Annotated in this window: 20 protein-coding genes and 1 other RNA gene; 8 read left to right on the forward strand and 13 right to left on the reverse strand. The window is 67.3% G+C overall.

The genetic code is table 11. The annotated features are described in order from the left end of the window. Positions 1-400: 400 nt before the first annotated feature. From F3J15_RS12520 to F3J15_RS12530, 3 genes are all read right to left on the reverse strand, one after another. Positions 401-913, reverse strand: a complete 513-nt coding sequence (locus F3J15_RS12520; RefSeq protein WP_166891363.1) for a disulfide bond formation protein B — start codon at positions 911-913, stop codon at positions 401-403. Between the two features lie 139 nt (positions 914-1,052). After that, positions 1,053-2,429, reverse strand: a complete 1,377-nt coding sequence (locus F3J15_RS12525; protein WP_166891366.1) for an amidase — start codon at positions 2,427-2,429, stop codon at positions 1,053-1,055. 7 nt (positions 2,430-2,436) lie between these two features. After that, entirely contained in the window at positions 2,437-3,117 is a 681-nt protein-coding gene (locus F3J15_RS12530; RefSeq protein ID WP_089445150.1) for a GntR family transcriptional regulator, read from the reverse strand. A 280-nt stretch (positions 3,118-3,397) separates the two neighbouring features. Here F3J15_RS12530 and F3J15_RS12535 point away from each other — a divergent pair, with 280 nt between their 5' ends. Together F3J15_RS12535 and F3J15_RS12540 are read left to right on the forward strand one after the other, a co-directional pair. Further along, positions 3,398-4,588 carry a type 1 glutamine amidotransferase gene (locus F3J15_RS12535; protein WP_166891369.1) on the forward strand — a complete coding sequence of 397 codons (1,191 nt, stop codon included), beginning with the start codon at positions 3,398-3,400 and terminating at the stop codon, positions 4,586-4,588. A 115-nt stretch (positions 4,589-4,703) separates the two neighbouring features. Then, positions 4,704-5,396 (forward strand): DUF2968 domain-containing protein, encoded by a 693-nt coding sequence (locus tag F3J15_RS12540; protein ID WP_166891372.1) that lies wholly within the window; start codon positions 4,704-4,706, stop codon positions 5,394-5,396. Positions 5,397-5,472: 76 nt separating this feature from the next. On the opposite strand, the gene F3J15_RS12545 is transcribed toward F3J15_RS12540, so the two are convergent. Continuing rightward, complete coding sequence (locus F3J15_RS12545; protein ID WP_205190791.1) at positions 5,473-6,423, reverse strand: hypothetical protein; 951 nt, start codon at positions 6,421-6,423, stop codon at positions 5,473-5,475. 350 nt (positions 6,424-6,773) lie between these two features. On the opposite strand from F3J15_RS12545, the gene F3J15_RS12550 reads away from it, so the two are divergent. Beyond that, positions 6,774-8,069 (forward strand): MFS transporter, encoded by a 1,296-nt coding sequence (locus tag F3J15_RS12550; RefSeq protein WP_166891378.1) that lies wholly within the window; start codon positions 6,774-6,776, stop codon positions 8,067-8,069. A gap of 84 nt (positions 8,070-8,153) precedes the next feature. Here the strand turns inward: F3J15_RS12550 and F3J15_RS12555 are convergent, their stop codons facing one another. Next, on the reverse strand, positions 8,154-10,067 hold the full coding sequence (locus F3J15_RS12555) for a tetratricopeptide repeat protein (protein ID WP_166891381.1): 1,914 nt from the start codon (positions 10,065-10,067) through the stop codon (positions 8,154-8,156). 58 nt (positions 10,068-10,125) lie between these two features. On the opposite strand from F3J15_RS12555, the gene F3J15_RS12560 reads away from it, so the two are divergent. After that, on the forward strand, positions 10,126-11,769 hold the full coding sequence (locus tag F3J15_RS12560) for an FAD-dependent monooxygenase (RefSeq protein WP_166891384.1): 1,644 nt from the start codon (positions 10,126-10,128) through the stop codon (positions 11,767-11,769). 8 nt (positions 11,770-11,777) lie between these two features. On the opposite strand, the gene F3J15_RS12565 is transcribed toward F3J15_RS12560, so the two are convergent. The 4 genes from F3J15_RS12565 to F3J15_RS12580 are packed head-to-tail and all read right to left on the reverse strand — an operon-like array spanning position 11,778 to position 17,080. Then, entirely contained in the window at positions 11,778-12,029 is a 252-nt protein-coding gene (locus tag F3J15_RS12565; protein ID WP_166891386.1) for a formate dehydrogenase subunit delta, read from the reverse strand. 7 nt (positions 12,030-12,036) lie between these two features. Then, the gene (gene fdhF, locus F3J15_RS12570; protein WP_166891388.1) at positions 12,037-14,988 is read right to left on the reverse strand and encodes a formate dehydrogenase subunit alpha; all 2,952 of its coding nucleotides are present in this window, start codon (positions 14,986-14,988) and stop codon (positions 12,037-12,039) included. Between the two features lie 17 nt (positions 14,989-15,005). Next, positions 15,006-16,583, reverse strand: a complete 1,578-nt coding sequence (locus tag F3J15_RS12575; protein WP_166891390.1) for a formate dehydrogenase beta subunit — start codon at positions 16,581-16,583, stop codon at positions 15,006-15,008. Beyond that, the gene (locus tag F3J15_RS12580) at positions 16,580-17,080 is read right to left on the reverse strand and encodes an NAD(P)H-dependent oxidoreductase subunit E (protein WP_166891392.1); all 501 of its coding nucleotides are present in this window, start codon (positions 17,078-17,080) and stop codon (positions 16,580-16,582) included. The genes F3J15_RS12575 and F3J15_RS12580 overlap by 4 nt, the downstream gene beginning before the upstream one ends. Positions 17,081-17,211: 131 nt before the next feature. On the opposite strand from F3J15_RS12580, the gene F3J15_RS12585 reads away from it, so the two are divergent. The 3 genes from F3J15_RS12585 to F3J15_RS12595 all read left to right on the forward strand — a co-directional run bounded on the left by F3J15_RS12585 (position 17,212) and on the right by F3J15_RS12595 (position 19,419). Beyond that, positions 17,212-18,318, forward strand: a complete 1,107-nt coding sequence (locus F3J15_RS12585) for a substrate-binding domain-containing protein (RefSeq protein ID WP_166891394.1) — start codon at positions 17,212-17,214, stop codon at positions 18,316-18,318. Positions 18,319-18,419: 101 nt separating this feature from the next. Beyond that, complete coding sequence (locus F3J15_RS12590) at positions 18,420-18,689, forward strand: hypothetical protein (protein ID WP_069247422.1); 270 nt, start codon at positions 18,420-18,422, stop codon at positions 18,687-18,689. A gap of 376 nt (positions 18,690-19,065) precedes the next feature. Further along, complete coding sequence (locus F3J15_RS12595) at positions 19,066-19,419, forward strand: DUF4148 domain-containing protein (protein WP_046545186.1); 354 nt, start codon at positions 19,066-19,068, stop codon at positions 19,417-19,419. Between the two features lie 274 nt (positions 19,420-19,693). Here the strand turns inward: F3J15_RS12595 and ssrA are convergent. The 4 genes from ssrA to ompA form a co-directional block, all read right to left on the reverse strand. Continuing rightward, positions 19,694-20,063, reverse strand: a transfer-messenger RNA (tmRNA) gene (gene ssrA / locus F3J15_RS12600). A 17-nt stretch (positions 20,064-20,080) separates the two neighbouring features. Further along, entirely contained in the window at positions 20,081-20,797 is a 717-nt protein-coding gene (gene gph / locus F3J15_RS12605; RefSeq protein WP_166891396.1) for a phosphoglycolate phosphatase, read from the reverse strand. Positions 20,798-20,810: 13 nt separating this feature from the next. Continuing rightward, positions 20,811-21,509 carry a bifunctional 2-polyprenyl-6-hydroxyphenol methylase/3-demethylubiquinol 3-O-methyltransferase UbiG gene (gene ubiG / locus F3J15_RS12610; RefSeq protein ID WP_069247425.1) on the reverse strand — a complete coding sequence of 233 codons (699 nt, stop codon included), beginning with the start codon at positions 21,507-21,509 and terminating at the stop codon, positions 20,811-20,813. A gap of 155 nt (positions 21,510-21,664) precedes the next feature. Continuing rightward, positions 21,665-22,336, reverse strand: coding sequence for an outer membrane protein OmpA (ompA, locus tag F3J15_RS12615; protein WP_039343284.1), 672 nt, complete (start codon positions 22,334-22,336; stop codon positions 21,665-21,667). 539 nt (positions 22,337-22,875) lie between these two features. Here ompA and gyrA point away from each other — a divergent pair. After that, positions 22,876-25,479 (forward strand): DNA gyrase subunit A, encoded by a 2,604-nt coding sequence (gene gyrA / locus F3J15_RS12620; protein WP_089445164.1) that lies wholly within the window; start codon positions 22,876-22,878, stop codon positions 25,477-25,479. The last annotated feature ends 37 nt before the right edge of the window (positions 25,480-25,516 follow it).

Genomic DNA, 25,516 nt, shown 5'->3' on the forward strand with positions numbered 1-25,516 from the left:
CGGGCGCGCGTTACGCAGGGGGGGGAGACCGCCTGGCCTCGCGCACGTAGATCGCCATCCAGTCACGAAGATAGCACCGCAAGGCGACGGGAACATCGCTGGGCGGTGATCCGGGCTATCAGGAGGCGATCATGTCGATCATAGGCCCGCCGCGCGGGATCGGGGCGCCGATGCGTGCATATCGGGCCGAAACGCAGGCGTGGCGGGGCTGGGCGCGGAAGTCGCGCGATGCACGTTCGCCCGGAGACCCGGGCGGCGGCGGGGTAGGTGTTTACGCTTGGCGGGCCGGATGCGGCTCGCCGGGCCGGGCCGGCGGGCGCGCCTGAGCCGGGCGGCTACCGGCCGGCGGTGTGCGGCCCGGGCGAACGGGCCGCGCGCAGGACGGTACGAAGCCGGCCGGTCAGGCCGCGAGCTTGCGGCGATGGCGCCAGAGGCTCGCGACGACCGCGAGCAGGATCACGGCGAAGCCGATCAGCGCCCAGCCGGGCAGCAGGATGCCGAAGATCGGCGGATAGACGGTCTCGCACAGCCCGGCGACCTTGAACATGCCGGGGAACCACTGCGCGGGCGGCAGGCTGTCGACGATCGGCTGCAGCGTGTCGAAGCCGCAGCTGAAGCCCGGATTCATCTGGATCGTCAGGTGCCGGGCGGCCGTGCCGACGCCGCCGGCCGCGGCGATCGCGATCAGCAGCTCGAGCACCCAGACGCCGCGCCAGTTGCGGATCCCGGCGGCCAGGAACGCGAAGATCCCGATCGCGCAGAAGAAGTAGCGCTGGATGATGCACAGCGGGCACGGGTCTTCGTTCTTCACGTACTGCAGATACAGCGCGCCGGCCAGCAGGGCGATGCACACCCATCCGAGCAGCATCAGCAGACGGCGTTCGCGGCGGAGTGCAAGCGTGTAGTCGTTCATGTCGGCGGGGTTCCTCGTCGGTCGGTCCGGAAAACAATCGCGCGATTTTAGCGCGAACGGTCTGGCACGAAACTGACAGCGCGCGTGCGGCAACCTGCCGCACCGCGCGCCCTGTCCGCCGGCGCCCGGTTGGCTGCGCTCAGCGGATCGTGTTCAGCACGGCCTCGACCGCCTGGCCGATCGCGAGCAGCGCGTCGTCGCGATGCGGTGCGGCCGCGAGCATCAGCCCGACCGGGGCCGCGTCGCGCGGATGGCAGGGCAGCGACAACGCGCATGCGTCGAGGAAGTTGAACGCGCTCGGGTTGCGCAGGATCAGCGCGTTGGTGCGCGTGAAGGCATCGTCATCCGCTTCGAGGTCGGCGATGCGCGGCGGCACGACCGGCACCGTCGGCGCGACGAGCGCATCGAAGCGCGACCAGACCGTGTGCGCGGCTTCATCGAGCATCGCCGTGCGCGCGGCGAGCAGGTCGAGATAGTCGGCCGCGCTCGCGGGTTCGCCCTTCAGGATCCGCGTGAGCACGCGCGGGTCGTACTGGTCGCGGTGCTTTGCGAGCAGCGGGCGATGCCATGCGTAGGCCTCGATCGGCGAGAAGCCGAAGCGGTTGACGTCCGGCAGCCGGTCGAGCGCGGGGAAACGCACTTCCGTGACGATCGCGCCGGCGGCTTCGAGATGCTTGAGCGCGGTGTCGAGCGCGGCCGCGACGTCGGCATCGACGCCGTCCGTCACGTAGTTCGTCAGCACGCCGAGCCGCACGCCTTCGAGCGGCCGGGCGGCTGGCACGTGCGGCTCGAGCCCCGCGAGCATCCGGTCGACGAGCGCGCAGCAGGCGACCGTCAGGCCGATCGGGCCGAACGAGTCGAGCGTCGTCGACAGCGGCACGCCGCCTTGCGTCGGGATCCGGCTCGCGGTCGGCTTGAAGCCCGTCAGCCCGCACAGCGCGGCCGGAATGCGGATCGAGCCGCCCGTGTCGGTGCCGAGCGCGACGGCGGCCATCCCGTCGGCGACGGACGCGGCCGCGCCGGACGACGAGCCGCCGGAAATCCGCGCGTCGCCCGGCACGTCGCGGTGGTACGGCGAGCGCGGATGGCCGAAGTGCGGGTTCAGCCCGAGCCCCGAGAACGCGAACTCGCTCATGTTGGTGCGGCCGACCAGCACCGCGCCCGCGCGCTTGAGCCGCGCGACGGCGACCGCGTCGGTGCGCGCGGCCGGCGCGCCGTCGAGCACGCGCGAACCCGCGCGCGTCACCTGACCCGCGACGTCGAACAGGTCCTTGACCGACACCGGAATGCCCGCGAGCGGCGACAGCACGGTGCCCGCGGCGCGCAGCCGGTCGTGCGCATCGGCGGCCGCACGCGCGTTGTCGGCATCGACTTCGGTGAAGACGACGGCGCCCTGGCCCGACGGATCGGCGATCCGGTCAAGCGCGGTGTCGACGAGCGCGCGGCTCGTGGTCCGGCCGGCGGCAAGGTCGGCGGCGAGTTGGGCGAGCGGGGGGAAGGGCGTGAAAGAGGTCATGGGCGGCTCAGGGGCGAAGATGTTGAAGAAGCGTGGAGCGGAACGAATCGATATGACTTTCAACGGCCGCGCGTGCGCCGGCGGCGTCACGCGCGGATAGCCGATCGAACAGTTCGCGGTGCTCGTGCTGGACGTCGGCGAGATGGTGAGGTTCGGACAGCGTGACGAACCAGAAGCGCAGCGAGCGCTCATGCAGGCCGCGCAGGATGTCGGCGAGGACCGCATTGCGCGCGGCCGCGGCGATCGCCTGGTGGAATGCGCGGTCGAGTTCCATCATGCCTTCGACGTCGTGCGTGTCGACGCAGGCCTGCCCGTCGTCGAGCAGCGCGGACAGGCGCGCGAGGTCCTCGGGGGTCGCATGGCGCGCGGCGAGTTCCGCGCAGTGTGCTTCGTTGATGCGCCGCACGTCGATCACCGCGACGATGTCGTCGAGCGACAGCGGCTGCACCATCAATCCCTTGCGCGGCATCACGGACAGCAGCCCCTCGAGCACGAGCCGATGCACGGCCTGGTGCACCGGCGTGCGGCCGATGCGGGTGCGGGCGACGAGGTCGGCTTCGTTGAGGGCGGCGCCGGGCTTCAGGCGCATCGTGATGATGTCGCGCTGGATCAGTGCATACGCGCGGTCGGCGAGGCTGGCCGTCGGTGCGGCCGGGTGCTCGCGGGTGACGTCGGCGAGGGCATTCATGCGGGGTGCGGCGCAGCGGCCGGGCGGGGCGCGATCATGGCGCAGGCGGTCGGGAAACGTGGGCGATGCGTGGATATTATTGTGATATATCACTGGTGTCCAGTACTGGCGGTGCCGCATCGGCATAGCCGGCGCGCGGGCGGGGACGCTCCCCGACGCAGTTTGCCGCCGACTTGCAACAATATCGACAGGATGTTGCAGGTTTGCCGCTCGATCGCGCGCTGAAGCATAATGAATCCTCGTTTATCCATACGCGTGAGCGACGTACCAGACCATCGTCATGAGCGAAAACACGCCTTCCCCGGCCGGTCTGCCCGGCAACGCCTCCGTTTCTTCCGATTCCCCCCGTCCCAATCCGGCGAAAGCGCCCGATGCGCCGGCCGCCCAGGCCGCCGCGCGGAACGTTGCTGCCGACGGCGCGTCACCGGTGACGGCCGCGTCCGAGCCGGGTGCGCCCGGTGCGCCCGGTGCCGCCATCAATGGTGCTGCCGCCGCCGCGCCGTCGAAGGCTGGAACGCCGCCACCCGGTTTCGGCGCGCAGCCTGATTTCGACACGCCGCGCCCGCCGCCCGCGAACGCGCAGAATGCGCCGCCGGCCTATCTGAAGCAGAGCGATACGCCGTGGTCGGTATTCGGACGGATCGTGGCCGCGCGCGCCCGCCGGCTGTTCGACCGTGCCGGCCAGCGCATCACGCAGCGCACGCTGCGCATCGGCGTGTCGGCGCGGATCTTCCATCCGGAACCGGGTGCGAAGGGGCTGCGGGGCAAGACGCTCCAGTATCTCGAGGAATCGATCGCCCACTGGGTCATGTCACGCGACGTGCTCGTGTTCATGATTCCGACCGTCGGCCACCAGGGCATGATTCACCCGAGCAACATCCGCCTGCGCGACTACGCGAAGCATCTCGACGGCCTGCTGCTGCAGGGGGGCGCAGACGTATCGCCGCAAACCTATGCCGCATCCGACGCCCGCCCCGAATGGCCGGGCGATCGCGTGCGCGACATGTACGAGCTCGAGTTGCTGCACGAGTTCGTCGAATCCGGCAAACCTGTGCTCGGCGTGTGCCGCGGCTGCCAGTTGATCAACGTCGCGTTCGGCGGCTCGCTGTACCAGGACATCGCCACCGACGTGCCGACCGCGAATGCGCACGTGAGCGAGCATTACGACCAGCATCGTCACGCGATCCGCTTCCCGGATTCGTCGACGCTTGCGAGCATGTTCCCGGGGCGCAGCGAAGCGATCGTCAACTCGATCCACCACCAGGCGATCCGCGATCTCGGCCGCGATCTGAACATCGAAGCCGTGTCGGCCGGCGACGGGATCATCGAGGGCATTCGCCATCGCCGTTCGCCGTTCGTCGTCGGCGTGCAGTGGCACCCCGAGTTCCATCGCGCCGGCGGTTCGGAGCTGCTCGACTGCACGCCGCTGCTCGATGCATTCCTGCGCGCGGCGCGCGAAACCCGCCTGTAGCAAGCCGTATTCTTCGCGTCGGACGAAGGCCGGCCGCATCCCGACAAATTCGAGATGCGGCCGTTTCGTTTTGAACGATAATCGCGAGTTCCGATTCGTTCGCCGGAGTCTGACGTTGGTTTTCCGAAAATTTTTCCCTGCACGATGTGCCACGTGGATCGTTGCGCTGGCTGCCTGCGCGCAAGCGGGCGCGACCTGGGCCGCTGACGCGACGGCGCCCGCCGCCGGTACGCGTCCGGCGGTCACGAGCCTGCGCGGCGACACGGATGCATCCGCCGCGGCCGCGACGGATGCATCCGCACAAGGCAACGTCGCCGAGCTGACGCAGATGCTGCACGACGGCCGGATCGTCGAGATGCGCACGACATACAACGGCAGCTACGGTGCCAGCCTGATGTTCGACCCGCGCGAGATGACGTACTACGTCGCGCTGTTCCAGGACAAGCATCTGTGGCGCGTGATCCGGTCGCAGGAGAAGAACCGCGCGGAGATGGTGTACGCGAACTTCGTTCAGCAGACCGTACTACTCGCCGATATCGAGATCCGCCGCACCGAGCTGGAGGCGCAGAAGGCGTTTCTTGAACGCGTGATCGCGCTGCAGGCGAATCGTGCTCAGCAGTTGCAGGCCGACCTGAGCGTTGCGCGCAGCCAGCAGGCTGAAGTCGCGCAGCGGCAGCGCTCGGCGCAGGAGCAGACGCAGGCGCTGCAGGTCGAGAAGCGGGCCGCGCAGTTGCAGCTGCGCGATCTGCAGGAGCAGGTGCGACAGCTCGAGAAGCAGACCGAGACGGGGCTGCCCGCGCACAAGTAACGCATCGTCAGACGGACGCGGAGACGAGCAAAACCCGGCGAAGCTTGCTTCGCCGGGTTTTTTTATGGCCGGGCCGTCAGCGCGCGAATGCGTCCGGCGTATCGGTCAGGCGGCGGTGGGACAGCTGTGCCGTCCAGTCCACGCCGGTAGCGGGTGCGTGTGTTGCGCGGGCAGGCTGGGTAGCACGCAGCGCGCTTGCCATTGCGATCAGCGTGAGCGGATCGTCGAGCGTGTCGCGCGTATCGGCCACTGCACGCGGCGATGTGGCGAGCCGATCGCGTGTGCGGGCGTCGACCGTGCTGCCGCGGATCGGCGGCCGCTTAGCCATCCGCATCACGGTTGGTGTTCGGACCGGCGCCACCGCCATGCGCTTGCCGCCCGAGCGCGGCGATGCGGCAGTGGCTGTCGGCGGCACGCTGGATGTTGCCTTCGGACGAAGCGATGCGGGACGATGCCCGACCTGGTGCGTGGTCGGCGGTGACGCGGCCATTGTCGCGACAGGCGCTGCCGTCCTGCGCGGCGGTGGCGCACTCGTCGACGTACGCGGTTGACCCGCGGCGACCCGCACCGTACCGGACGACGACCTACCGTGAACCGGTACGCCACCTGCCGCGTGAATCGCGTATGCAGGCCCGAACCCCGCAACCGGTTCATGCGCGGCAATCAGCCAGCCGATGATGCCGAGCGCGCCGATAGTCCAGCAGATCGCGTACTTCGCACGCCGGTCGCGAGCGCCGCCGGCGATACGGTGGGAACACGGGCTCGCAGCGGCAGGCAGTGCAACCGGCGACCCGGCACGACTCGGTGCCGACGCCATGGCGGGCAGCGGCTGCCAGTGGCATGCGCGGTGCGGCCGGTCCACGTCGATGCAGGACGTCGTCAGTGTCGCGAGGCAGTGCTTGCCGGGCCGCGCACCGGGGGTGCCGCGAAAGGTCCACTCGCGGCCGAACGACGGCACGTGATCGAGCGGAGCGACGCGAGGGCGGGCGAGTGCGCCTGCAACGGGGACGAGGGGCGATGGGGTCATGAGGGCGGTGCGCCATGCGACACGGGCAACCGTGCCGGTGCGGCGCCGAACTGTGGTTGCAAATCGAGACATTGTGGTCAGCCGGCGAAGGCCGGTCGATCAGATCAATCCGATTTTTGCTTCCGTTTCGGGACGACTCGTACGAGGAGGACGCGGCGACCGCACTGGCAGGGCGACTCAAGGCAAATGTCGGGTTGGCGTGGCATGATGCGCGAACCATGCCGGTGCGCGCGTCGTTGCGCGGCGCGCCGCCGGCGGGCAGCGATGCCCGTGCGCGCCGGCCCGGCGCCGCGTGCGTCGTCGGATCCATGCGGCGCGGATTCGCGCCATCCGAGCTGAGCGAGAAAAACATGTCCACAGCGTCACACGCCATCGCGCAGGAATCGAAAGTCCGCACCGTGTTCCGGGTCGTCAGCGGCAACTTCCTGGAAATGTACGACTTCATGGTCTACGGCTATTATGCGTCGGCCATCGCGAAAACCTACTTTCCGAGCGGCAACGCATTCGCGTCGCTGATGTTGTCGCTGTCGGTGTTCGGCGCGGGCTTCCTGATGCGGCCGGTCGGCGCGATCGTGCTCGGCGCGTACATTGACCATCACGGCCGCCGCAAGGGGCTGATCCTGACGCTCGGGCTGATGGCGCTCGGCACGCTCACGGTGGCCGCGATACCCGGCTATGTGACGATCGGCGTGCTCGCGCCGGCGCTCGTGCTGCTCGGCCGGCTGCTGCAGGGCTTTTCGGCGGGCGTCGAACTCGGCGGCGTGTCGGTCTACCTGTCGGAGATCGCGACGAAGGGGCACAAGGGGTTCTATACGTCGTGGCAGTCGGGCAGCCAGCAGGTGGCCGTCGTGTTCGCCGCGTTCGTCGGCGTGCTGCTGAACCGCGCACTGCCGGTCGAGGAGATGACCGCGTGGGGCTGGCGCATTCCGTTCCTGATCGGCTGCCTGATCGTGCCGTTCCTGTTCCTGATCCGTCGTTCGCTGAAGGAGACCGACGAATTCCTCGCGAAGCGTCATCGTCCGACGATGGGCGAGATCATGCGTTCGATGCTCGACAACTGGGGCATCGTGGTGGCGGGCATGGGGATGGTGATCATGACGACGGTGTCGTTCTACATGATTACTGCCTATACGCCGACGTTCGGCAAGGAAGTGCTGCACCTGTCGTCGCTCGACGCGCTCGTCGTGACCGTCTGCGTCGGGATCTCCAATCTCGTGTGGCTGCCGCTGTCCGGTGCGTTGTCCGACCGCGTCGGTCGTCGCCCGGTGCTGATCGCGTTCACCGTGCTGACGCTGTTGACGGCTTACCCGGCCGTGCTGTGGCTCGTCGGCGATCCGTCGTTCCTGCGGCTGCTCGCGGTCGAACTGTGGCTGTCATTCCTGTACGCGTCGTATAACGGGGCGATGGTCGTCGCGCTGACCGAAGTGATGCCGGCCGACGTGCGCACGGCCGGTTTCTCGCTTGCCTACAGCCTGGCGACGACGATCGGCGGCTTCACGCCCGCGATCTCGACGCTGCTGATTCATCAAACCGGGAACAAGGCGGCGCCGGGTTTGTGGCTGAGCGTTGCCGCGATTTGCGGGTTGATCGCGACACTCGTGCTGTATCGCACGCCCGACGCGCGCAACCAGTACAAGGCGGCCTGACCGGCAGCCGTATGACGCGCGGCGCCGGCCGCACGCAATGGAATGAGAAAGGGAGCGCGGCGCGCTCCCTTTTTTCGTCTGCGTTCAGGCTTCGCGCAGCATGCCGGCGACCGCGGCCGCCACGTCGTGCCATTCGCCCGGCGCGGGCTGGCGGGCGAGCCTGGCCTGTGGATACCACGGGCAGTCGTCGCCGGTGAACCAGCGCCAGTCGGGCGCGAACGGCAACATCACCCACAGCGGCTTGCCGAGCGCGCCGGCGAGGTGCGCGACCGCCGTATCGATCGTGACGACGCCGTCGAGCCGATCGATCAGTGCGGCCGTGTCGGCAAAGTCGTTCAGCCGGCCGTCGAGCCGATGCACGCGCGGATGCGCGTCGACGCGCGCGCATTCATCGTCGTCGAGTGCGGGCTGCAGCACGATCCAGTCGATGTCCGGCAGCGCGAGCAGCGGTGCGAGTGCGTCGAACGGCATCGAACGGTTTTCCTGCGCCTGCCGGCGCCCCGACCACGCAAGGCCGAACTTGCGCTTCGACTGCCCGCCGAGCGAGCCGCGAAAGCGCCGGCCGGCGCCGTCGGGCGCGTCGAGGTAGCGCGAGCCCGCGACGATGTCCTCCTTCGTCTGAAGCCCGAGCAGGAACGGCAGGCTCATCAGCGTGCACGCGACATCCGCGGCAGGCGGTTTTGCCGCGCCCAGTGCGACGAGCGTCACGCGCCAGCGCGCCGCGGCCGGCGCCAGCAGCGTAACCAGTTCCGGCTGGACTTCGAGCACGACGCGCGCGCAGCGTGCGCGGGCGAGCGGCACGAAGCGGACGAACTGCAGCGTGTCGCCGAAGCCCTGTTCCGCGCGGATCAGCAGCGTGCGCGACGCAATCGGCTCGCCTTGCCAGCGCGGCAGCGCGCCGAGCGGCGTCGCGCCCGGCGTGTCGTGGCGCGCTTCGTAGGCCGGCAGGCCGCGCGCGAAGTCGCCGAGCGTCAGCAGCGTGACCGCGCGGTGCAGCCGTGCCAGCGTGAGATCGGGCGCGACGCGCAGCGCCTGGTCGAAGGCGCGCAGCGCCATCTCGTGCGCACCGAGCGCGTGATGTGCGTTGCCGAGATTCAGCCAGGCCAGGCTGAACGACGGATCGAGACCGACGGCACGCTCGTAGTAGGGCAGTGCATCGCGGTGGCGGGCCTGCGCGCTCAGTGCGTTCGCGAGCCCGAACAGCGCGAGCGGAAACGGCGGATGCAGCGCGAGCGCGGCCTCGAACGCGGCGACCGCCTCCGCATGCCGGCCAACCGCATCGAACGTGTTGCCGAGATTGAAATGGGCGGCGACGAAGCGCGGTTGCGCGGCGATCGCGGCCTGGAAATGCGCGATCGCGTCGTCGGCGCGGCCCATCGCGTTCAGTGCCATCGCGAGGTTGTTGTGCGCTCCCGCATGCCCGGGCCGCAGCTCGAGCGCGCGATGGAACGCGGCGATCGCGTCGTCGTGGCGGCCGAGCGCGTTCAGCGCGTTGCCGAGATTGTTGTGGATCGATGCATCGTCGGGCGTGAGCCGCAGCGCGCGGCCGAATGCATCGATCGCATCGTCGTGGCGCTGCAGCGCCGCATACGCGTTGCCGAGGTTGTAGTGCGCGAGCGGAAATTCGGGCGCGAGCGTCAGCGCGTTGCGAAAGCGGTCGACGGCTTCGTCGAGCCGGCCGAGTGCCTTCAGCGCGTTGCCGAGATTGAGCTGCAGCGCGGCATCGCCCGGCCGCAGCGCGACGGCGCGGCCGACGAGATCGGCCGCCTCGGCGTGCTGGCCCTGCTGGTGCCGCAGCACGCCGAACAGATGCAGCGCGTCGGCGTCGGCCGGATTGGAGGCGAGCGCGTTGCGATAGCCGTGCTCGGCCTCGGCGAGGCGGCCCGCGCGGTGTGCGGCATACGCCTGGTCGAATGCGGAATCCATAACGCGAAAACTGGCGGAAAGCGCGTATTTTCCCACACCGCGTGATAGTGCCGCGCGTCGGTCGATCGGCATATGGCCCCGTCACGCGGAGCGGCGTAGACTTGCAGGGTTGCGTGTCATCGAGGTTCTCATGGCTGACACACTGCCCGATATCCGGCCCGTGCTGATCGTCGGCGCGGGGCCGACCGGCCTTGCCGCGGCGATGAGCCTCGCGCGGGCCCGCGTGCCGGTGCGCATCATCGATCGGCTCGCCGCGCCCGCGCCGCATTCGCGCGCGATCGGCATCCAGGCGCGCACGCTCGAACTGCTGGAGCAGCATCGCGCGGTCGAGCCATTTCTCGCGCTCGGTCACCGTGCCCATGCGGCCGCACTGCATGCGGACGGCCGCGTGATCGCGCGGCTCGATTTCGATCCGCTGCAAACGCGCTATCCATACCTGCTGTTTCTCGACCAGACCATCACCGAGCGCCTGCTTGCCGACCATCTGGCCCGGCTCGGCGTGACGGTCGAGCGCGGCGCGACGCTGACCGCGTGCGAGGCGGGCGGCGCGTCGCTCGACGTGTCGATCCGCTGCGCCGACGGCCGCGACGAATCGTTCTCGCCGTCGTACCTGATCGCCGCCGACGGCGCGCACAGCACGGTCAGGCATCTGCTCGGCCTGGGCTTCACCGGGCATGCGTTCGAGCAGACCTTCCTGCTTGCCGATTTCGCGGCGATACCCGACTGGCCGGACGAGGAGATCCACCTGTTCACGACATCCGAAGGCATCGCCGGCCTGTTTCCGATGGGCGGCGGCCGTTACCGGCTCGTGGCCGACCGGCCGCCCGGTAGCGACGCGTCACCCGATGCGTCGCCCCCGTCGCTCGCGGAATGCGACGCGATCGTGCGTGCCCGCGCCGGTGCGTCGATCTCGCCGAGCGATCTCGCCTGGTCGTCGTATTTTCATCTGCACAGCCGGATGGTCGACCGGCTGCGTCACGGGCGCGTGTTCTTCGCGGGCGACGCCGCGCACGTCCACAGTCCGGCCGGCGCGCAGGGCATGAACACCGGCATCCAGGAGGCGTTCAATCTCGGCTGGAAGCTCGCGCGCGTGCTCGGCGCGGGCGCGCCCGAGCGGCTGCTCGACACGTATCACGCGGAGCGTCATCCGATCGAGCGCGACGTGTTGCGGCAGACCGGGTTCGTCACGCAGATCGTCGAAGCGGAGCGCGGCGCGATGAAGCTGCTGCGCGATCACGTCGTGCCGGTGCTGGCGTCGTTCGGGCCGATGCGCGACGCGGTGCGGCGCACGGTCAGCGAGCTCGGTGTGCAGTACCGGAAGAGTCCGCTTACGCTCGAGCGCGTGCTCGACGGTGGGCCGCGCGCAGGCGAGCGGGCACCCGATGCGCGCGTGCGGGTGCTCGACGGGCCGCTCGGTCAGGCGCCCGGAACGGCGCGGCTATACGACCTGCACGATCCGGCGAGCTTCACGTTGCTGCTGCTGGAGGAGCCGGTGAATGCCGACACAGGCGCGGTGCCGCCGATGCCGGTTGATGCGCAGGCGCTCGTGCAGGGGCTCGACCGGATCATGCCGGATGCGGTGCGCGTCTGGCGCGTCACCGATCCCGAAGGCGGCGATGCCGGGCTCGCGCAGGAATACGGCCGCTCGCGGCCGTCGTTTTACCTGCTTCGGCCGGATGGTTACGTCGCCGTGCGCGGGCGCACGGCGACCGACGCGAACGCGCTGCTGCGCCACTGCGAAAGCTGGTTCGCGGGCATGTCGCGGTCCGCGTAGCGGTACGCTCAGGCGCTCGCCGCGGCGGGTACGAGCGACGCGCGGTGCACGGCGATCGCGTCGCGCACGATCGGTGCCGCACGTTGCCCGGCCTCGCTCGACGGATCGTCGAGCGCCGCGAGAAACGCGCGACGCATCCGCGGCTCCCAGAAGCGCCGGATATGGTCGGCGATGCCGGTCAGCGCTTCGTCTCGATCGGGCATCGATTCGAAGAATGCGCCGATCTGGTTGGCCATGTCGATCAGGTGTCCGTTGTCCATCGCTTCCTCACTTGCCTGTCGTCACGCCGGCGGTCGCGGCGGCGCGGCGCTCGAGCAGGTCGAGCTGCTCCGCGTTGAAGCGCGCATACGCTTGCTGCCAGTCGGACGGCTGCGCGACGGGCAGCACCTGCACGGCCGTCACCTTGTACTCGGGGCAGTTCGTCGCCCAGTCCGAGCTGTCCGTCGTGATCACGTTCGCGCCCGATTCGGGGAAGTGGAACGTCGTATAAACGACACCCGGCTGCATGCGTTCGGTCACGAGCGCGCGCAGCACCGTCTGCCCCGCGCGCGACTCGATGCCCACCCAGTCGCCGCTGCGGATACCGCGATCCTGGGCGTCGTGCGGATGAATCTCGAGGCGGTCCTCTTCGTGCCACTGCACGTTCTCGGTGCGGCGGGTCTGCGCGCCGACGTTGTACTGCGACAGGATGCGGCCCGTCGTCAGGATCAGCGGATAGCGCTGCGTGACCTTCTCCGGCGACGCGATGAACTGCGTGATCACGAACTTGCCCTTGCCGCGCACGAATGCGTCGATGTGCATCGTCGGCGTGCCTTCCGGCGCGTGCTCGTTGCACGGCCACTGAATGCTGCCGAGCGTATCGAGCTTCGCGTAGGACACACCCGAGAAGGTCGGCGTGAGTCGCGCGATCTCGTCCATGATTTCCGACGGATGCGCGTAGTCCATCTCGTAGCCGAGCGCGCGCGACAGCATCAGCGTGACTTCCCAGTCGGCGTAGCCCGCGAGCGGCGGCATCACCTTGCGCACGCGCGAGATGCGGCGTTCCGCGTTCGTGAACGTGCCGTCCTTCTCGAGGAACGACGAACCGGGCAGCAGCACGTGCGCGTATTTCGCGGTCTCGTTCAGGAAGATGTCCTGCACGACGATGCATTCCATTGCCGACAGCGCGGCCGCGACATGCTGCGTATTCGGGTCCGACTGGACGATGTCCTCGCCCTGGCAGTAAAGCCCCTTGAAGGTGCCGTCGAGCGCCGCGTCGAACATGTTCGGGATGCGCAGCCCCGGTTCCGGTTGCAGCTTCGCCGACCACGCTGCTTCGAACTGCGTGCGCACGACCTCGTCGCCGATGTGCCGGTAGCCGGGCAGTTCGTGCGGGAACGAGCCCATGTCGCACGAGCCCTGCACGTTGTTCTGGCCGCGCAGCGGATTGACGCCGACGCCTTCGCGGCCGATGTTGCCGGTCGCCATCGCGAGGTTCGCGATGCCCATCACCGTCGTCGAGCCCTGCGCGTGTTCGGTCACGCCCAGTCCGTAATAGATCGCGGCATTGCCGCCCGTCGCATAGAGGCGCGCGGCTTCGCGTACCAGCTCGGCCGGCACGCCCGTCACGTCGGCGGTCGCCTCCGGCGAGTTGTCGGCACGCGAGACGAACTCGCGCCATTGCTCGAATGCGCGCGTCTCGCAGCGCTCGGCGACGAATGCATCGGCGACGAGCCCTTCGGTGACGATCACGTGCGCGAGGGCGTTGACGATCGCGACGTTGGTGCCGGGGCGCAACTGCAGGTGGTGGGTCGCCTTCACGTGCGGGCCGTCGACGACGTCGATGCGGCGCGGGTCGATCACGATCAGCTTCGCGCCTTCACGCACGCGCCGCTTCAGCCGCGAGCCGAACACCGGGTGGCCGTCGGTCGGGTTCGCGCCCATCACGACGATCACGTCGGCCTGGCCGACCGATGCGAACGTCTGCGTGCCGGCCGATTCGCCGAGCGTCGTCTTGAGGCCATAGCCCGTCGGCGAGTGGCACACGCGTGCGCAGGTGTCGACGTTGTTGTTGCCGAACGCGGCGCGCACCAGCTTCTGCACGAGGTAGGTTTCCTCGTTCGTGCAGCGCGACGACGTGATGCCGCCGATGGAATCGCGGCCGTACTTGTCCTGCAGCTTGCGGAATTGCGTTGCCGCGTAGGTGAGTGCTTCGTCCCAGCTGACTTCGCGCCACGGGTCGGTGATCTTCTCGCGGATCATCGGCTTCGTGATGCGGTCCTTGTGCGTCGCATAGCCCCACGCGAAGCGTCCCTTCACGCACGCGTGGCCCTCGTTCGCGAGGCCGTTCTTGTGCGGTGTCATGCGCACGACCTGCGTGCCCTTCATCTCCGCCTTGAACGAGCAGCCGACGCCGCAGTATGCGCAGGTCGTGACGACCGAGTGTTCGGCCTGCCCGAGTTGCACGACGGATTTTTCCTGCAGCGTGGCGGTCGGGCAGGCGGCGACGCACGCGCCGCACGACACGCATTCCGACGCCATGAACGATTCGCTTTCGCCGGCCGCGACGCGCGATTCGAAGCCGCGTGCGGCGATCGTCAGCGCGAACGTGCCCTGTGTTTCCTCGCAGGCGCGCACGCAGCGGTTGCAGACGATGCACTTCGACGGGTCGTACGTGAAGTACGGATTCGATTCGTCCTTCTTGTCGCGCAGATGATTTGCGCCGTCGAAGCCGTAACGCACCTCGCGCAGCCCGACGACGCCCGCCATGTCCTGCAGCTCGCAGTCGCCGTTGGCGGGGCAGGTGAGGCAGTCGAGCGGATGGTCGGAGATGTACAGCTCCATCACGTTGCGACGCAGCGACTGCAGCCGGTCCGACTGCGTGCGCACCTTCATGCCCGCTTCGGCAGGTGTCGTGCATGACGCCGGATAACCGCGCCGGCCTTCGATCTCGACGAGGCACAGCCGGCACGAGCCGAACGGTTCGAGCGAATCGGTCGCGCAGAGCTTCGGGACGTTGACGCCGGCTTCTATCGCCGCACGCATCACCGACGTGCCGGCCGGCACCGTGACCGGCTGGCCGTCGATTTCGAGCGTGACGTCGGTATCGGCATGCCGTTGCGGCGTGCCGTAGTCGGTATCGTCGAACGGATCGAGGGCACGCGCCTGCGCAGCGTTCTTGCACGCGCATTGGCCCGAGCCGCAGCCGCCTTGGCGGACGTTGTTCGTGTCGAGGGACATGCAGGGCTCCTTCTGGGTCAGGCCGCAGCCTTGACCGGACCCGACGCGGCAGGTGTGCCGGCAGCGAGCCCGAAATCTTCGGGGAAATGGTCGAGCGCGGACAGCACCGGGTAGGGTGTCATGCCGCCCATTGCGCAAAGCGAACCGGCCAGCATCGTGTCGCACAGGTCGCGCAGCAGCGTGACCTGCCGCTCCGACGTATCGCCGTGGCGGATGCGTGCGATCGTCTCGACGCCGCGCGTCGAACCGATCCGGCACGGCGTGCACTTGCCGCACGACTCGATCGCGCAGAACTTCATCGCGTATTCGGCCAGCTCGGCGAGGTTCGACGAGTCGTCGTGCAGCACGATGCCGCCGTGGCCGACCACCGCGCCAATCGCCGTATACGCTTCGTAGTCGAGCGGCACGTCCCACTGGTGGTCGGGCAGGTAGGTGCCGAGCGGGCCGCCCACCTGCGCGGCACGTGCGGGCCGGCCGCTGGCTGTGCCGCCGCCGAAGTCGAACAGCAGCTCGCGCAGCGTGACGCCGAACGCGAGTTCGACGAGGCCGCCGTGGCGGATGTTGCCGGCGAGCTGGAACGGCAGCGTGCCGCGCGAGCGACCCATCCCGTAGTCGCGATAGAACGCCGCGCCGCGCGCGAAGATCACGGGCGCCGTTGCAAGCGTGATCACGTTGTTGATGACGGTCGGCTGGCCGTACAAGCCGGCGAGCGCGGGCAGCGGCGGTTTCGCACGCACGACGCCGCGCTTGCCTTCGAGCGATTCGAGCAGCGCCGTTTCCTCGCCGCACACGTACGAGCCCGCGCCTTTCGCGACGTGCAGCTCGAACGCGTGCGCGGAGCCGAGCACGTGCTCGCCGAGCCAGCCGGCTTCGCGTGCGCGGACGATCGCGGCTTCGAGCGTGGCGATTGCGTGCGGATATTCGCTGCGCACGTAGATGTAGCCGACCGTCGCGCCGGTCGCGACGCCCGCGATGATCATCCCTTCGATCAGGCAGTACGGATCGCATTCCATGATCAGGCGGTCGGAGAAGGTACCCGAATCGCCTTCGTCTGCATTGCAGACGATGTACTTCTGCGTGGCGCTTGCTTGCCGGACCGTGCGCCATTTGATGCCGGCCGGGAACGCAGCACCACCGCGGCCGCGCAGCCCCGATTCGATCAGCGTTTCGCACGCGGCATCGCCGTCGAGCGCGAGCGCGTTCTTCAGGCCCGCGAGGCCTTCGTATTGCAGGTAGTCGTCGATCGACAGCGGGTCGGTCAGCCCGATGCGGGCGAATGTAAGGCGTTGCTGGCGCGCGAGATAGGGCAGTGCGTCGACGAGCCCGACGCCGCTCGGATGCGTGCCGCCTTCGAGCCAGTTTGCGTCGAACAGGGCCGGCACGTCGGCGGCCGACAGGTTCGCATAGCCGACGCGGCCGGCGGCCGTGCCGACCTCGACGAGCGGCTCGAGCCATAGCAGCCCGCGCGAGCCGTTGCGGACCAGGTCGATGGCGATGCCGCGGCGTGCGGCTTCCGCCTCGATCGCGGCGGCGAGCGCGTCGGCGCCGAGTGCCAGCGCGGACGAATCGCGCGGGACATGGATGCGGGTCGTCATGCGGCCTCCGGCGTGTGGGCGACCGCGTCGGCAAGCAGCGCGTCGAATTTCTCCGGCGTGACCTTGGCATGCAGCACACCGTTGACCGTCAGCGACGGCGACTGCGCACACAGTCCGAGGCAGTAGACCGATTCGAGTGCGACGTCACCGGGCGCATGCGCATCGGCGGTATCGCCGTGCGCCGCATCGAACCGGCAACCCGTGCGGGCTTCCGCATGCGCGGCCAGCGCTTCGCAACCCATGCTGCGGCACGCTTCGGCGCGGCACATCTGGATCGTTACGCGGGCGGGCGGCGCGGTGCGGAAGTGGTGGTAGTAAGTCAGGACGCCGTGCACTTCCGCGCGCGACAGGTTGAGTGCGCGGGCGAGCGGCGCGACGCAGCCGGGCGGCACGTAACCCGCGTCGTCCTGGATCGCGTGCAGGATCGCCACGAGCGACCGGCCGGCGCGCGCATGGCGCTCGACGAGTGCGTCGGGCGCTTGGGAATTCGGGGACATCAGTTGTGCTCCTCCAAAATCTCATATGTGCTCGAAATTCATATAGTGCACATCGAGACTTCGCTCTGATTGATTTTGACCAACGATAAGCGGAAGATTTGGCGGTCGCAATAGGAAATCGGAGTGCATAATTGATTCGCATCGAATGCGACGCGTATCTGACCGTGCGCGACACGGAAGGCCGTGCGGCCAGCCTGTCGGATGTCGCGCCGTTGCTCGAACTCGTGGCCGACACGGGCAGCATTGCGCAGGCCGCGCAAGCGAAAGGGCTGTCCTACCGGCACGCGTGGGGCATGCTGCGCGCGCTGGAGGCGTGCATCGGCGGGGAACTGATCGAAACCGCGCGCGGCAAGGGCTCGACGCTGTCGGCGCTCGGACAGGCCGTCGTCGATGCGCAGCGCCTCGCGCGCAGCCGGCTCGACGGGAACCTGCGCACGCTGGCCGCCGAAGTGGCGAGCGACCTGAACCGGCGGCTCGCGCAGCGGGACGGCGCCGTACGTATTCACGCGTCGCACGGCTACGCGGTCGCGACGCTCGTCTCCGCGCTGGTCGATGCGCAGGCGGCTGTCGACATCAAGTATCGCGAGAGCGTCGAGGCCGTGCAGGCGCTTGCCCGCGGTGAATGCGACCTGGCCGGCTTCCATCTGCCGCGCGGCGCGTTTCGCGCGCAGTGCGCACAGATCTACCGGCCGTGGCTCGACGATACGCGCCATGTGCTGATCCACCTGACACGGCGCCAGCAGGGGCTGTTCATTCCGCGCGGCAACCCGAAGCAGGTTCGCGGGCTCGCGGATCTCGCGCGCAATGACATCCGCTTCGTCAACCGCCAGCCGGGGTCGGGCACGCGCATGCTGCTGGATCTTGCGCTGCGCGCGATCGGCATCGATCCCGAGCGCATCGACGGCTACGCGTCGGCCGAGCTTACGCATTCGGCGATCGCGGCGTTCGTCGCGAGCGGGATGGCCGATCTCGGCTTCGGCGTCGAGCCGGCCGCCCATCATTTCGGGCTCGATTTCATCCCGGTCGTCGACGAAGACTATTACTTTGCGTGCGAACGCGCGCGGCTCGACGCGCGGCCGCTTGCCGGTGTGCTGGCGTTGCTGCGCGATGCGCGCTTCGTCGAGCGCGTCGCGCATCTCGATGGCTACGATCCGGCTGCGTGCGGAACGCTGGCGAGCATCGCGTCGGGGCTGGCCGGCGGCGACGGCGCGAGCGTGCCGGACGGCAATTCCCGGTAACGCGGACGCAATCGAACCGCGATGCAGCAGCAGGGGATTTACGCTACGCTTGCCGCTTGACCAACGTTCCAACAAGCACGCATTTCAAGCGTCATCCCGCCATGAAATTTTCCGTTCCCCTCACCGCGGCAGTGTTGACCGCGGGGCTGCTGGCCGCTGTTTCGCCGTTCGCGCTCGCGCAGAATTCGCCCGGTGTGCCTGGCGGTATCCTGAGTGAACAGTTTCGCCTGAACGAGCATCCGCAGATGCCGTTCGCGGCGTCCGCGCCGTCGGAGAAATACCAGAGCGGCAAGAAGTCGGCTTTGCGCCGCAAGGGCGACCTGGGCGATCCGAACGGCTGCAACCTGAAGTGTCCGATGGATAGCCGGTAACCTGGTTGACGGGCGCGTCCCCACGAGGGGCCCGCGGCACCGGTTCGACTGGCGGGTGTTGCGCTCGCACGCCGACCTGGCAGACCGGTGGCAGCAGGACGCCCGTGCGATTTCCGATTTTGTCCGAGCCCCACGAAGCGTTGCCGCTTCGCGGGGCTTTTGCTTTCCGGCGCATCTTCATGCGATTCGACGCCGGGCGATGCAGGGGGATGCGCATCGCCGGCCTGACGGGTGATTTAGGGTTAACCCGTAAATCAGGAAGGATGTCTTCCAGAAACCTGCCTTATTCTTAAGCATCCGCCTACATAAACTTCGGGTTGTCAGCGATGAACAAGGTGTTCACCGCGAACACAGACAAATCTGGAGGTAGGTCATCATGAAGTCGCTCGTTCAAGCCGTTGTCGTTGCTGCCGCTCTCGTTGCCCCGGTCGTGTCGTTCGCCCAGTCGGGCTCGACGATCACCCGCGCACAGGTTCGCGCCGAACTGGTCCAGTTGCAGCAGGCAGGTTACAACTCCGCTCGCGGTGAAGATCCGCACTATCCGGAAGCGATCCAGGCTGCCACGGCGCGTGTTGCAGAGCAGCAGCGCGCCGCGCTGGCGCAAGCGCAAGGCGCCGACGCTAGCGGTTACGGTGCACAGGCGCAGGGCGTGTCGGCATCGGGTTCGCGCGCAATGGGCGTGCGCCCGGCCACCGCTGAAGAAATGAAGTCGCTGTATCGCGGCAGCTAAGCCGCGTATTGCCCGGTGTGCGTGAATGCCGGGTGCGACGACGCGTCGCGTCTGGAGCCGCAGCACCCGGGCGGGCCGCTGCCTGGCGCGATCGATGAGTGCGCGGGCACGGCAGGCTATCCGTCACCTCCTGTCGCCGGAAGTCCGGTGGCATTCCGCCCGGCCCACCCGTGGCTGGGCGCTTTTTCGGAAGGAGAGGGCGAGTGCGTTTCGCCGGCAACAAAAAACCCCGCAGACTTGCGTCATGCGGGGTTCGTGCGGCGAGCGCGGAATTTGGTGGAGGCGGCGGGAATCGAACCCGCGTCCAGAAGCGCTCCACGACTAGTTCTACATGTTTAGTTCAGTCATTTGATTTAACCGCAGCGACGCGGACGAACACGCTGCGCTACGGCGATTCGCTAGGTTTTCGACCCTGGCGTCGCGACGCCGACAGGGCTTAACTGACGTAAATGACCTCTGGCGGTATTGCTACCGGTCTTGCGACACTAGCCCGTCAGTGAACTAGGCAGAGGACGGCGGCCGTTAGGCTGCCAGTGCGAACGTATCGTCGTTTGCAGTTACGATTTTCCCATTGATTAACGAGGTGACGGGTCCTCGACATGCCCTAGCCGCTTCACAACCCCTGTCGAAACCAGGTCGCCCCCGCGGATAAGATCAATCATTATAGCCCAACATCGCGCAGCAGTTCGCGCAGTTGCAGCGTCGTGTCGACGAGATGCTGCGCTTGCCAGTCGGCCGGCGCGGCGCCATCACCACAATAGCCGTACGCCGCCGCGACCGTCGCCATGCCGGCGGCGCTGCCGGCCTGAATGTCGCGCAGGTCGTCGCCGACGTAGACGATGCGCGCAGGCGCGAGCGTCAACTGGTCGGCCGCATGCAGCAGCGGGGCTGGGTGCGGCTTCGGGTGCGGCGTTGTGTCGCCGCCGACGACGCAGGCGGCGCGCGGCGTGAGACCGAGCAGGTCGACGAGCGGCGCCGTGAGCCGCATCGCCTTGTTCGTGACGATGCCCCAGCGCACGCCGCGCGCGTCGAGTTCGTCGAGCACGTCGCCGATGCCCGGGAACAGCGTCGTATGCACGCACAGATCCGTCGCGTAGTTGGCCAGGAACTCGTCGCGCATCGCTTCATAACCGGGCGTGTGCGGATCGATGCCGAACGCGCCGCCGAGCAGGCCGCGTGCGCCGGCCGAGGCCAGCGGGCGCAGAACGTCGAGCGGTGTCTCGGGCAGGTCGCGCACGCGTTGCATCTTGTTGACGGCGGCCGCGAGATCGGGGGCCGTGTCGGCGAGCGTGCCGTCCAGGTCGAACAGCACGGCATCGCAGTGCAGCAGGCGCGGTTCGTCGAGGGCAGCCTGCGCGGTCGAGAGGGGAGTCGTCATGCCGGTTGGAAGGTCACGCGCCGCGACGGCACGCGACGAGGTAGTTGATGTCGGCGTCGTTCGACAGCGCGAAGCGCTTGCCGATCGGGTGATACGTGATGCCCTTGATCTCCACGATGTGCAGATCCGTTGCCCGCACGAAGCCGGCCAGTTCCGACGGACGGATGAAGCGCGCGTAGTCGTGCGTGCCCTTCGGCAGCATTTGAGCGATGTACTCCGCGCCGATCACGGCGAACAGGTATGCCTTCAGGTTGCGGTTCAGCGTCGAGAAGAACACCCAGCCACCCGGCTTCACGAGCGTCGCGCAAGCGGCGACGATATCGCCGGGCGACGGCACGTGCTCGAGCATTTCCATGCACGTGACGACATCATAGGTGCCCGGTTCGCGCGCGGCGATCGCTTCGGCAGCGATGGCCTCGTAATCGACCGAGATGCCGCTTTCGAGACTGTGCAGGTCGGCGACGCCGAGTGCTTCGGTCGACAGGTCGATGCCTTTCACCTGCGCGCCGAGTCCGGCCATCGATTCGGACAGGATGCCGCCGCCGCAGCCGACGTCGAGTGCGCGCTTGCCGGCGAGGTGCGCATGCGCATCGATCCAGCCGAGCCGGACCGGGTTCAGGTCGTGCAGCGGCTTGAATTCGGCATTCGGATCCCACCACCGATGGGCGAGGTCGCTGAATTTCTGGAGTTCGTGCGGATCGGCGTTGGTCATGTCGGCAAACGGGCTACGGGAGGAGGGCGGTGCTGCGATTCGTCAGCCCCGAGTATATAAGGAAGCGGACGAGCGGCGAAGCGGCGAGCGCGTGGACGGGCGTCAATGAAAAAGCCCCGCCGGAGCGGGGCTTTGAAGCAGTCGAAAACCGCGGCTTAGTTTGCCGGAACGGTCGTCTTCTGGACTTCTTGCGTACCAACAACTTCGACTTCCACGCGGCGGTCCGGTGCGAGGCAGGCGATGAGTTGCTTGCGGTTCTTCTGGTTGCAGCCAGTCGTAACCGGGTTGCGCTTGCCCTTGCCTTCCGTGTAGATCTTGTTGGCCGGCACACCCTTGCTGACCAGGTACGACTTCACGGCTTGCGCACGGCGCAGCGACAGACGGTCGTTGTACTTGTCCGAACCGATGCGGTCCGTGTAGCCCGTTGCGACGACCACTTCCGTGTTCATGCCCTGGATCTTCGACGACAGTTCGTCCAGCTTTTGCTTGCCCAGCGGCTTGAGCGTTGCCTTGTCGAAGTCGAACAGTGCGTCAGCTTGATACGTGATCTTCTGGCTCGTGATTGCCGGAGCGACCGGAGCGACCGGTGCCGGTGCCGGTGCCTGGGCGACCAGTGCGCCATCGCACTTCGCGTTGGCGGTGGCCGGCGTCCAGAACGCATCGCGCCAGCAGAGCTCGTTCGTGCCGTTCATCCACACCCATTCGCCCGTGCCGTTGACCCAGTTGTCATTGACGGCTTGGCGCGACGCCGGCACCGACTGTGCCGAAGCGGATGCAGCCATAACTGCGGTAGCTGCAATGAACGCGAGCTTTGAAAGTTTATTCATATTTCTCCTCTCGAAATTGAGATTACCGCAGGTTTACTGCGAGCCTGTTGACGGTGACAAGTCATACATTGCTCGAAGTATAACATTGGTGCGGCACAAAAAACGCGGCGCCGCCTCTGTGTAGACTTCGAGCAGCGTCTAACTTTCAGTGCGTTGGCATTTTGCCATATCGTTCCCTTCCTACGAAAAAAAATCCTCCCCACCCCAAGATCGCTTCAACTTTGTGGTGCATGCGCAACACTGGCCTGCCGTAACTTTTAGAGATTGTCAAGAGTGTGGCGGCGAAATTGCGCCGATGAATGCAGTTGTTTACTCGTGCGCGAGAAACACGTGACGCGGCAATCGTCTGTGATGCCGAGTCGGGTGTGATTGCGAGGTGCAATTGCGGCCGATTCGCTGACGCCGCGATTTTTGCTATTCATATATAGAGGGGGCGAATTGGCGGCTGATGGGCGCATGTTAGAATCTCGCGTTGCGTTGCGCATGCAGCGCCCACGCGAAAGGCGTTCGCCGTCTTCGCTCCGAAACGATACGGATACATGGATCAATTCGCCAAAGAGACCCTGCCCACCTCCCTAGAAGAGGAAATGCGCCGTTCGTATCTCGATTACGCGATGAGCGTGATCGTCGGACGTGCCCTCCCGGATGTCCGCGATGGCCTGAAACCCGTGCACCGGCGCGTGTTGTTCGCGATGCACGAACTGAACAACGACTGGAATCGCGCGTACAAGAAGTCGGCGCGTATCGTCGGTGACGTGATCGGTAAGTACCACCCTCACGGTGACACCGCGGTCTACGACACCATCGTGCGGATGGCGCAGGACTTCTCGCTGCGCTACATGCTGATCGACGGGCAGGGCAACTTCGGCTCGATCGACGGCGACAATGCCGCGGCGATGCGTTACACCGAAATTCGCATGGCGAAGATCGGTCACGAACTGCTCGCGGACATCGACAAGGAAACGGTCGATTTCGAGCCGAACTACGACGGCAACGAAATGCAGCCGTCGGTCCTGCCGTCGCGCATCCCGAACCTGCTGATCAACGGCTCGTCGGGTATTGCGGTCGGCATGGCGACCAACATCCCCCCGCACAACCTGAACGAAGTCGTCGACGCGTGCCAGCACCTGTTGGCCAACCCGGAAGCGACGATCGACGAGCTGATCGAGATCATCCCGGCGCCGGATTTCCCGACGGCGGGCATCATCTACGGCGTCGCCGGCGTGCGCGACGGCTATCGCACCGGGCGCGGCCGCGTCGTGATGCGTGCGGCCACGCACTTCGAGGAGATCGACCGCGGCCAGCGGATGGCGATCATCGTCGACGAGCTGCCGTACCAGGTGAACAAGCGCTCGCTGCTCGAGCGGATCGCCGAACTCGTCAACGAGAAGAAGCTCGAAGGCATCTCCGACATCCGCGACGAGTCCGACAAGAGCGGCATGCGCGTCGTGATCGAGCTCAAGCGCGGTGAAGTGCCGGAAGTGGTGCTGAACAACCTGTACAAGGCGACGCAGCTCCAGGACACGTTCGGCATGAACATGGTCGCGCTCGTCGACGGCCAGCCGAAGCTGCTGAACCTGAAGGAAATCCTGCAGTGCTTCCTGTCGCATCGACGCGAAGTGCTGACGCGCCGCACGATCTACGAACTGCGCAAGGCTCGCGAACGCGGCCACGTGCTCGAAGGTCTCGCGGTCGCGCTCGCGAACATCGACGAGTTCATCGCGATCATCAAGGCCGCGCCGACGCCGCCGATCGCGAAGGCGGAGTTGATGGCGAAGCCGTGGGATTCGTCGCTCGTGCGCGAGATGCTCACGCGTGCCGAGAGCGAGAACGCGGCGGCCGGCGGCCGCTCCGCGTACCGCCCGGAAGGCCTGAACCCGGCGTTCGGCATGCAGGCCGACGGGCTGTACCGCCTGTCCGACACGCAGGCCCAGGAAATCCTGCAGATGCGTCTGCAGCGCCTGACCGGCCTCGAGCAGGACAAGATCATCGGCGAGTATCGCGAAGTGATGGCCCAGATCGCCGACCTGCTGGACATCCTCGCGCGCCCCGAGCGGATCACGACGATGATCGGCGAGGAGCTGACCTCGGTGAAGGCCGAGTTCGGCGACGCGCGCCGCTCGAAGATCGAGCTGAACGCGACCGAGCTGAACACCGAAGACCTGATCACGCCGCAGGACATGGTCGTCACGATGTCGCATGCGGGCTACGTGAAGTCGCAGCCGCTGTCCGAGTACCGTGCGCAGAAGCGCGGCGGTCGCGGCAAGCAGGCGACACAGATGAAGGAAGACGACTGGATCGAGACGCTGTTCATCGCGAACACGCACGATTACATCCTGTGCTTCTCGAACCGCGGCCGCGTGTACTGGGTCAAGGTCTATGAAGTGCCGCAGGGCTCGCGCAACTCGCGCGGCCGCCCGATCGTCAACATGTTCCCGCTGCAGGAAGGCGAGAAGATCAACGTCGTGCTGCCGGTCAAGGAATTCTCGGCCGACAAGTTCATCTTCATGGCAACGTCGCTCGGCACCGTGAAGAAGACGCCGCTCGAGGCATTCAGCCGTCCGATGAAGAAGGGCATCATCGCGGTCGGCCTCGACGAAGGCGACTACCTGATCGGCGCGTCGATCACCGACGGCGCGCACGATGTGATGCTGTTCTCGGACTCCGGCAAGGCCGTGCGTTTCGACGAGAACGACGTGCGTCCGATGGGGCGCGAGGCGCGCGGCGTGCGCGGCATGCAGCTCGAGGACGGGCAGCAGGTCATCGCGATGCTGGTCGCCGGCAGTGAGGAGCAGACGGTGCTCACCGCCACCGAAAACGGCTACGGCAAGCGCACGCCGATCACCGAGTACACGCGTCACGGCCGCGGCACGAAGGGTATGATTGCGATCCAGACGTCCGAGCGTAACGGCAAGGTCGTGGCTGCGACGCTCGTCGACGCCGAGGATCAGATCATGCTGATCACGACGGCCGGCGTGTTGATTCGCACCCGTGTTTCCGAGATACGCGAAATGGGGCGCGCCACGCAAGGTGTTACACTCATCAGTCTCGATGAGGGTACCAAGCTCTCTGGCCTGCAGCAGATCGCGGAGGCCGAAGAGGGAGAGGGCGAAGCCGACGAGGCGTCGGACGGCGAAGCCTGAAGAACGGATGAGACTCTGGCCGCCGCGGGCGCGAAGC

This window comes from Burkholderia sp. Ap-955 (assembly GCF_011753045.1).
In the GTDB taxonomy this organism is placed as follows: Bacteria; Pseudomonadota; Gammaproteobacteria; order Burkholderiales; family Burkholderiaceae; genus Burkholderia; species Burkholderia lata_D.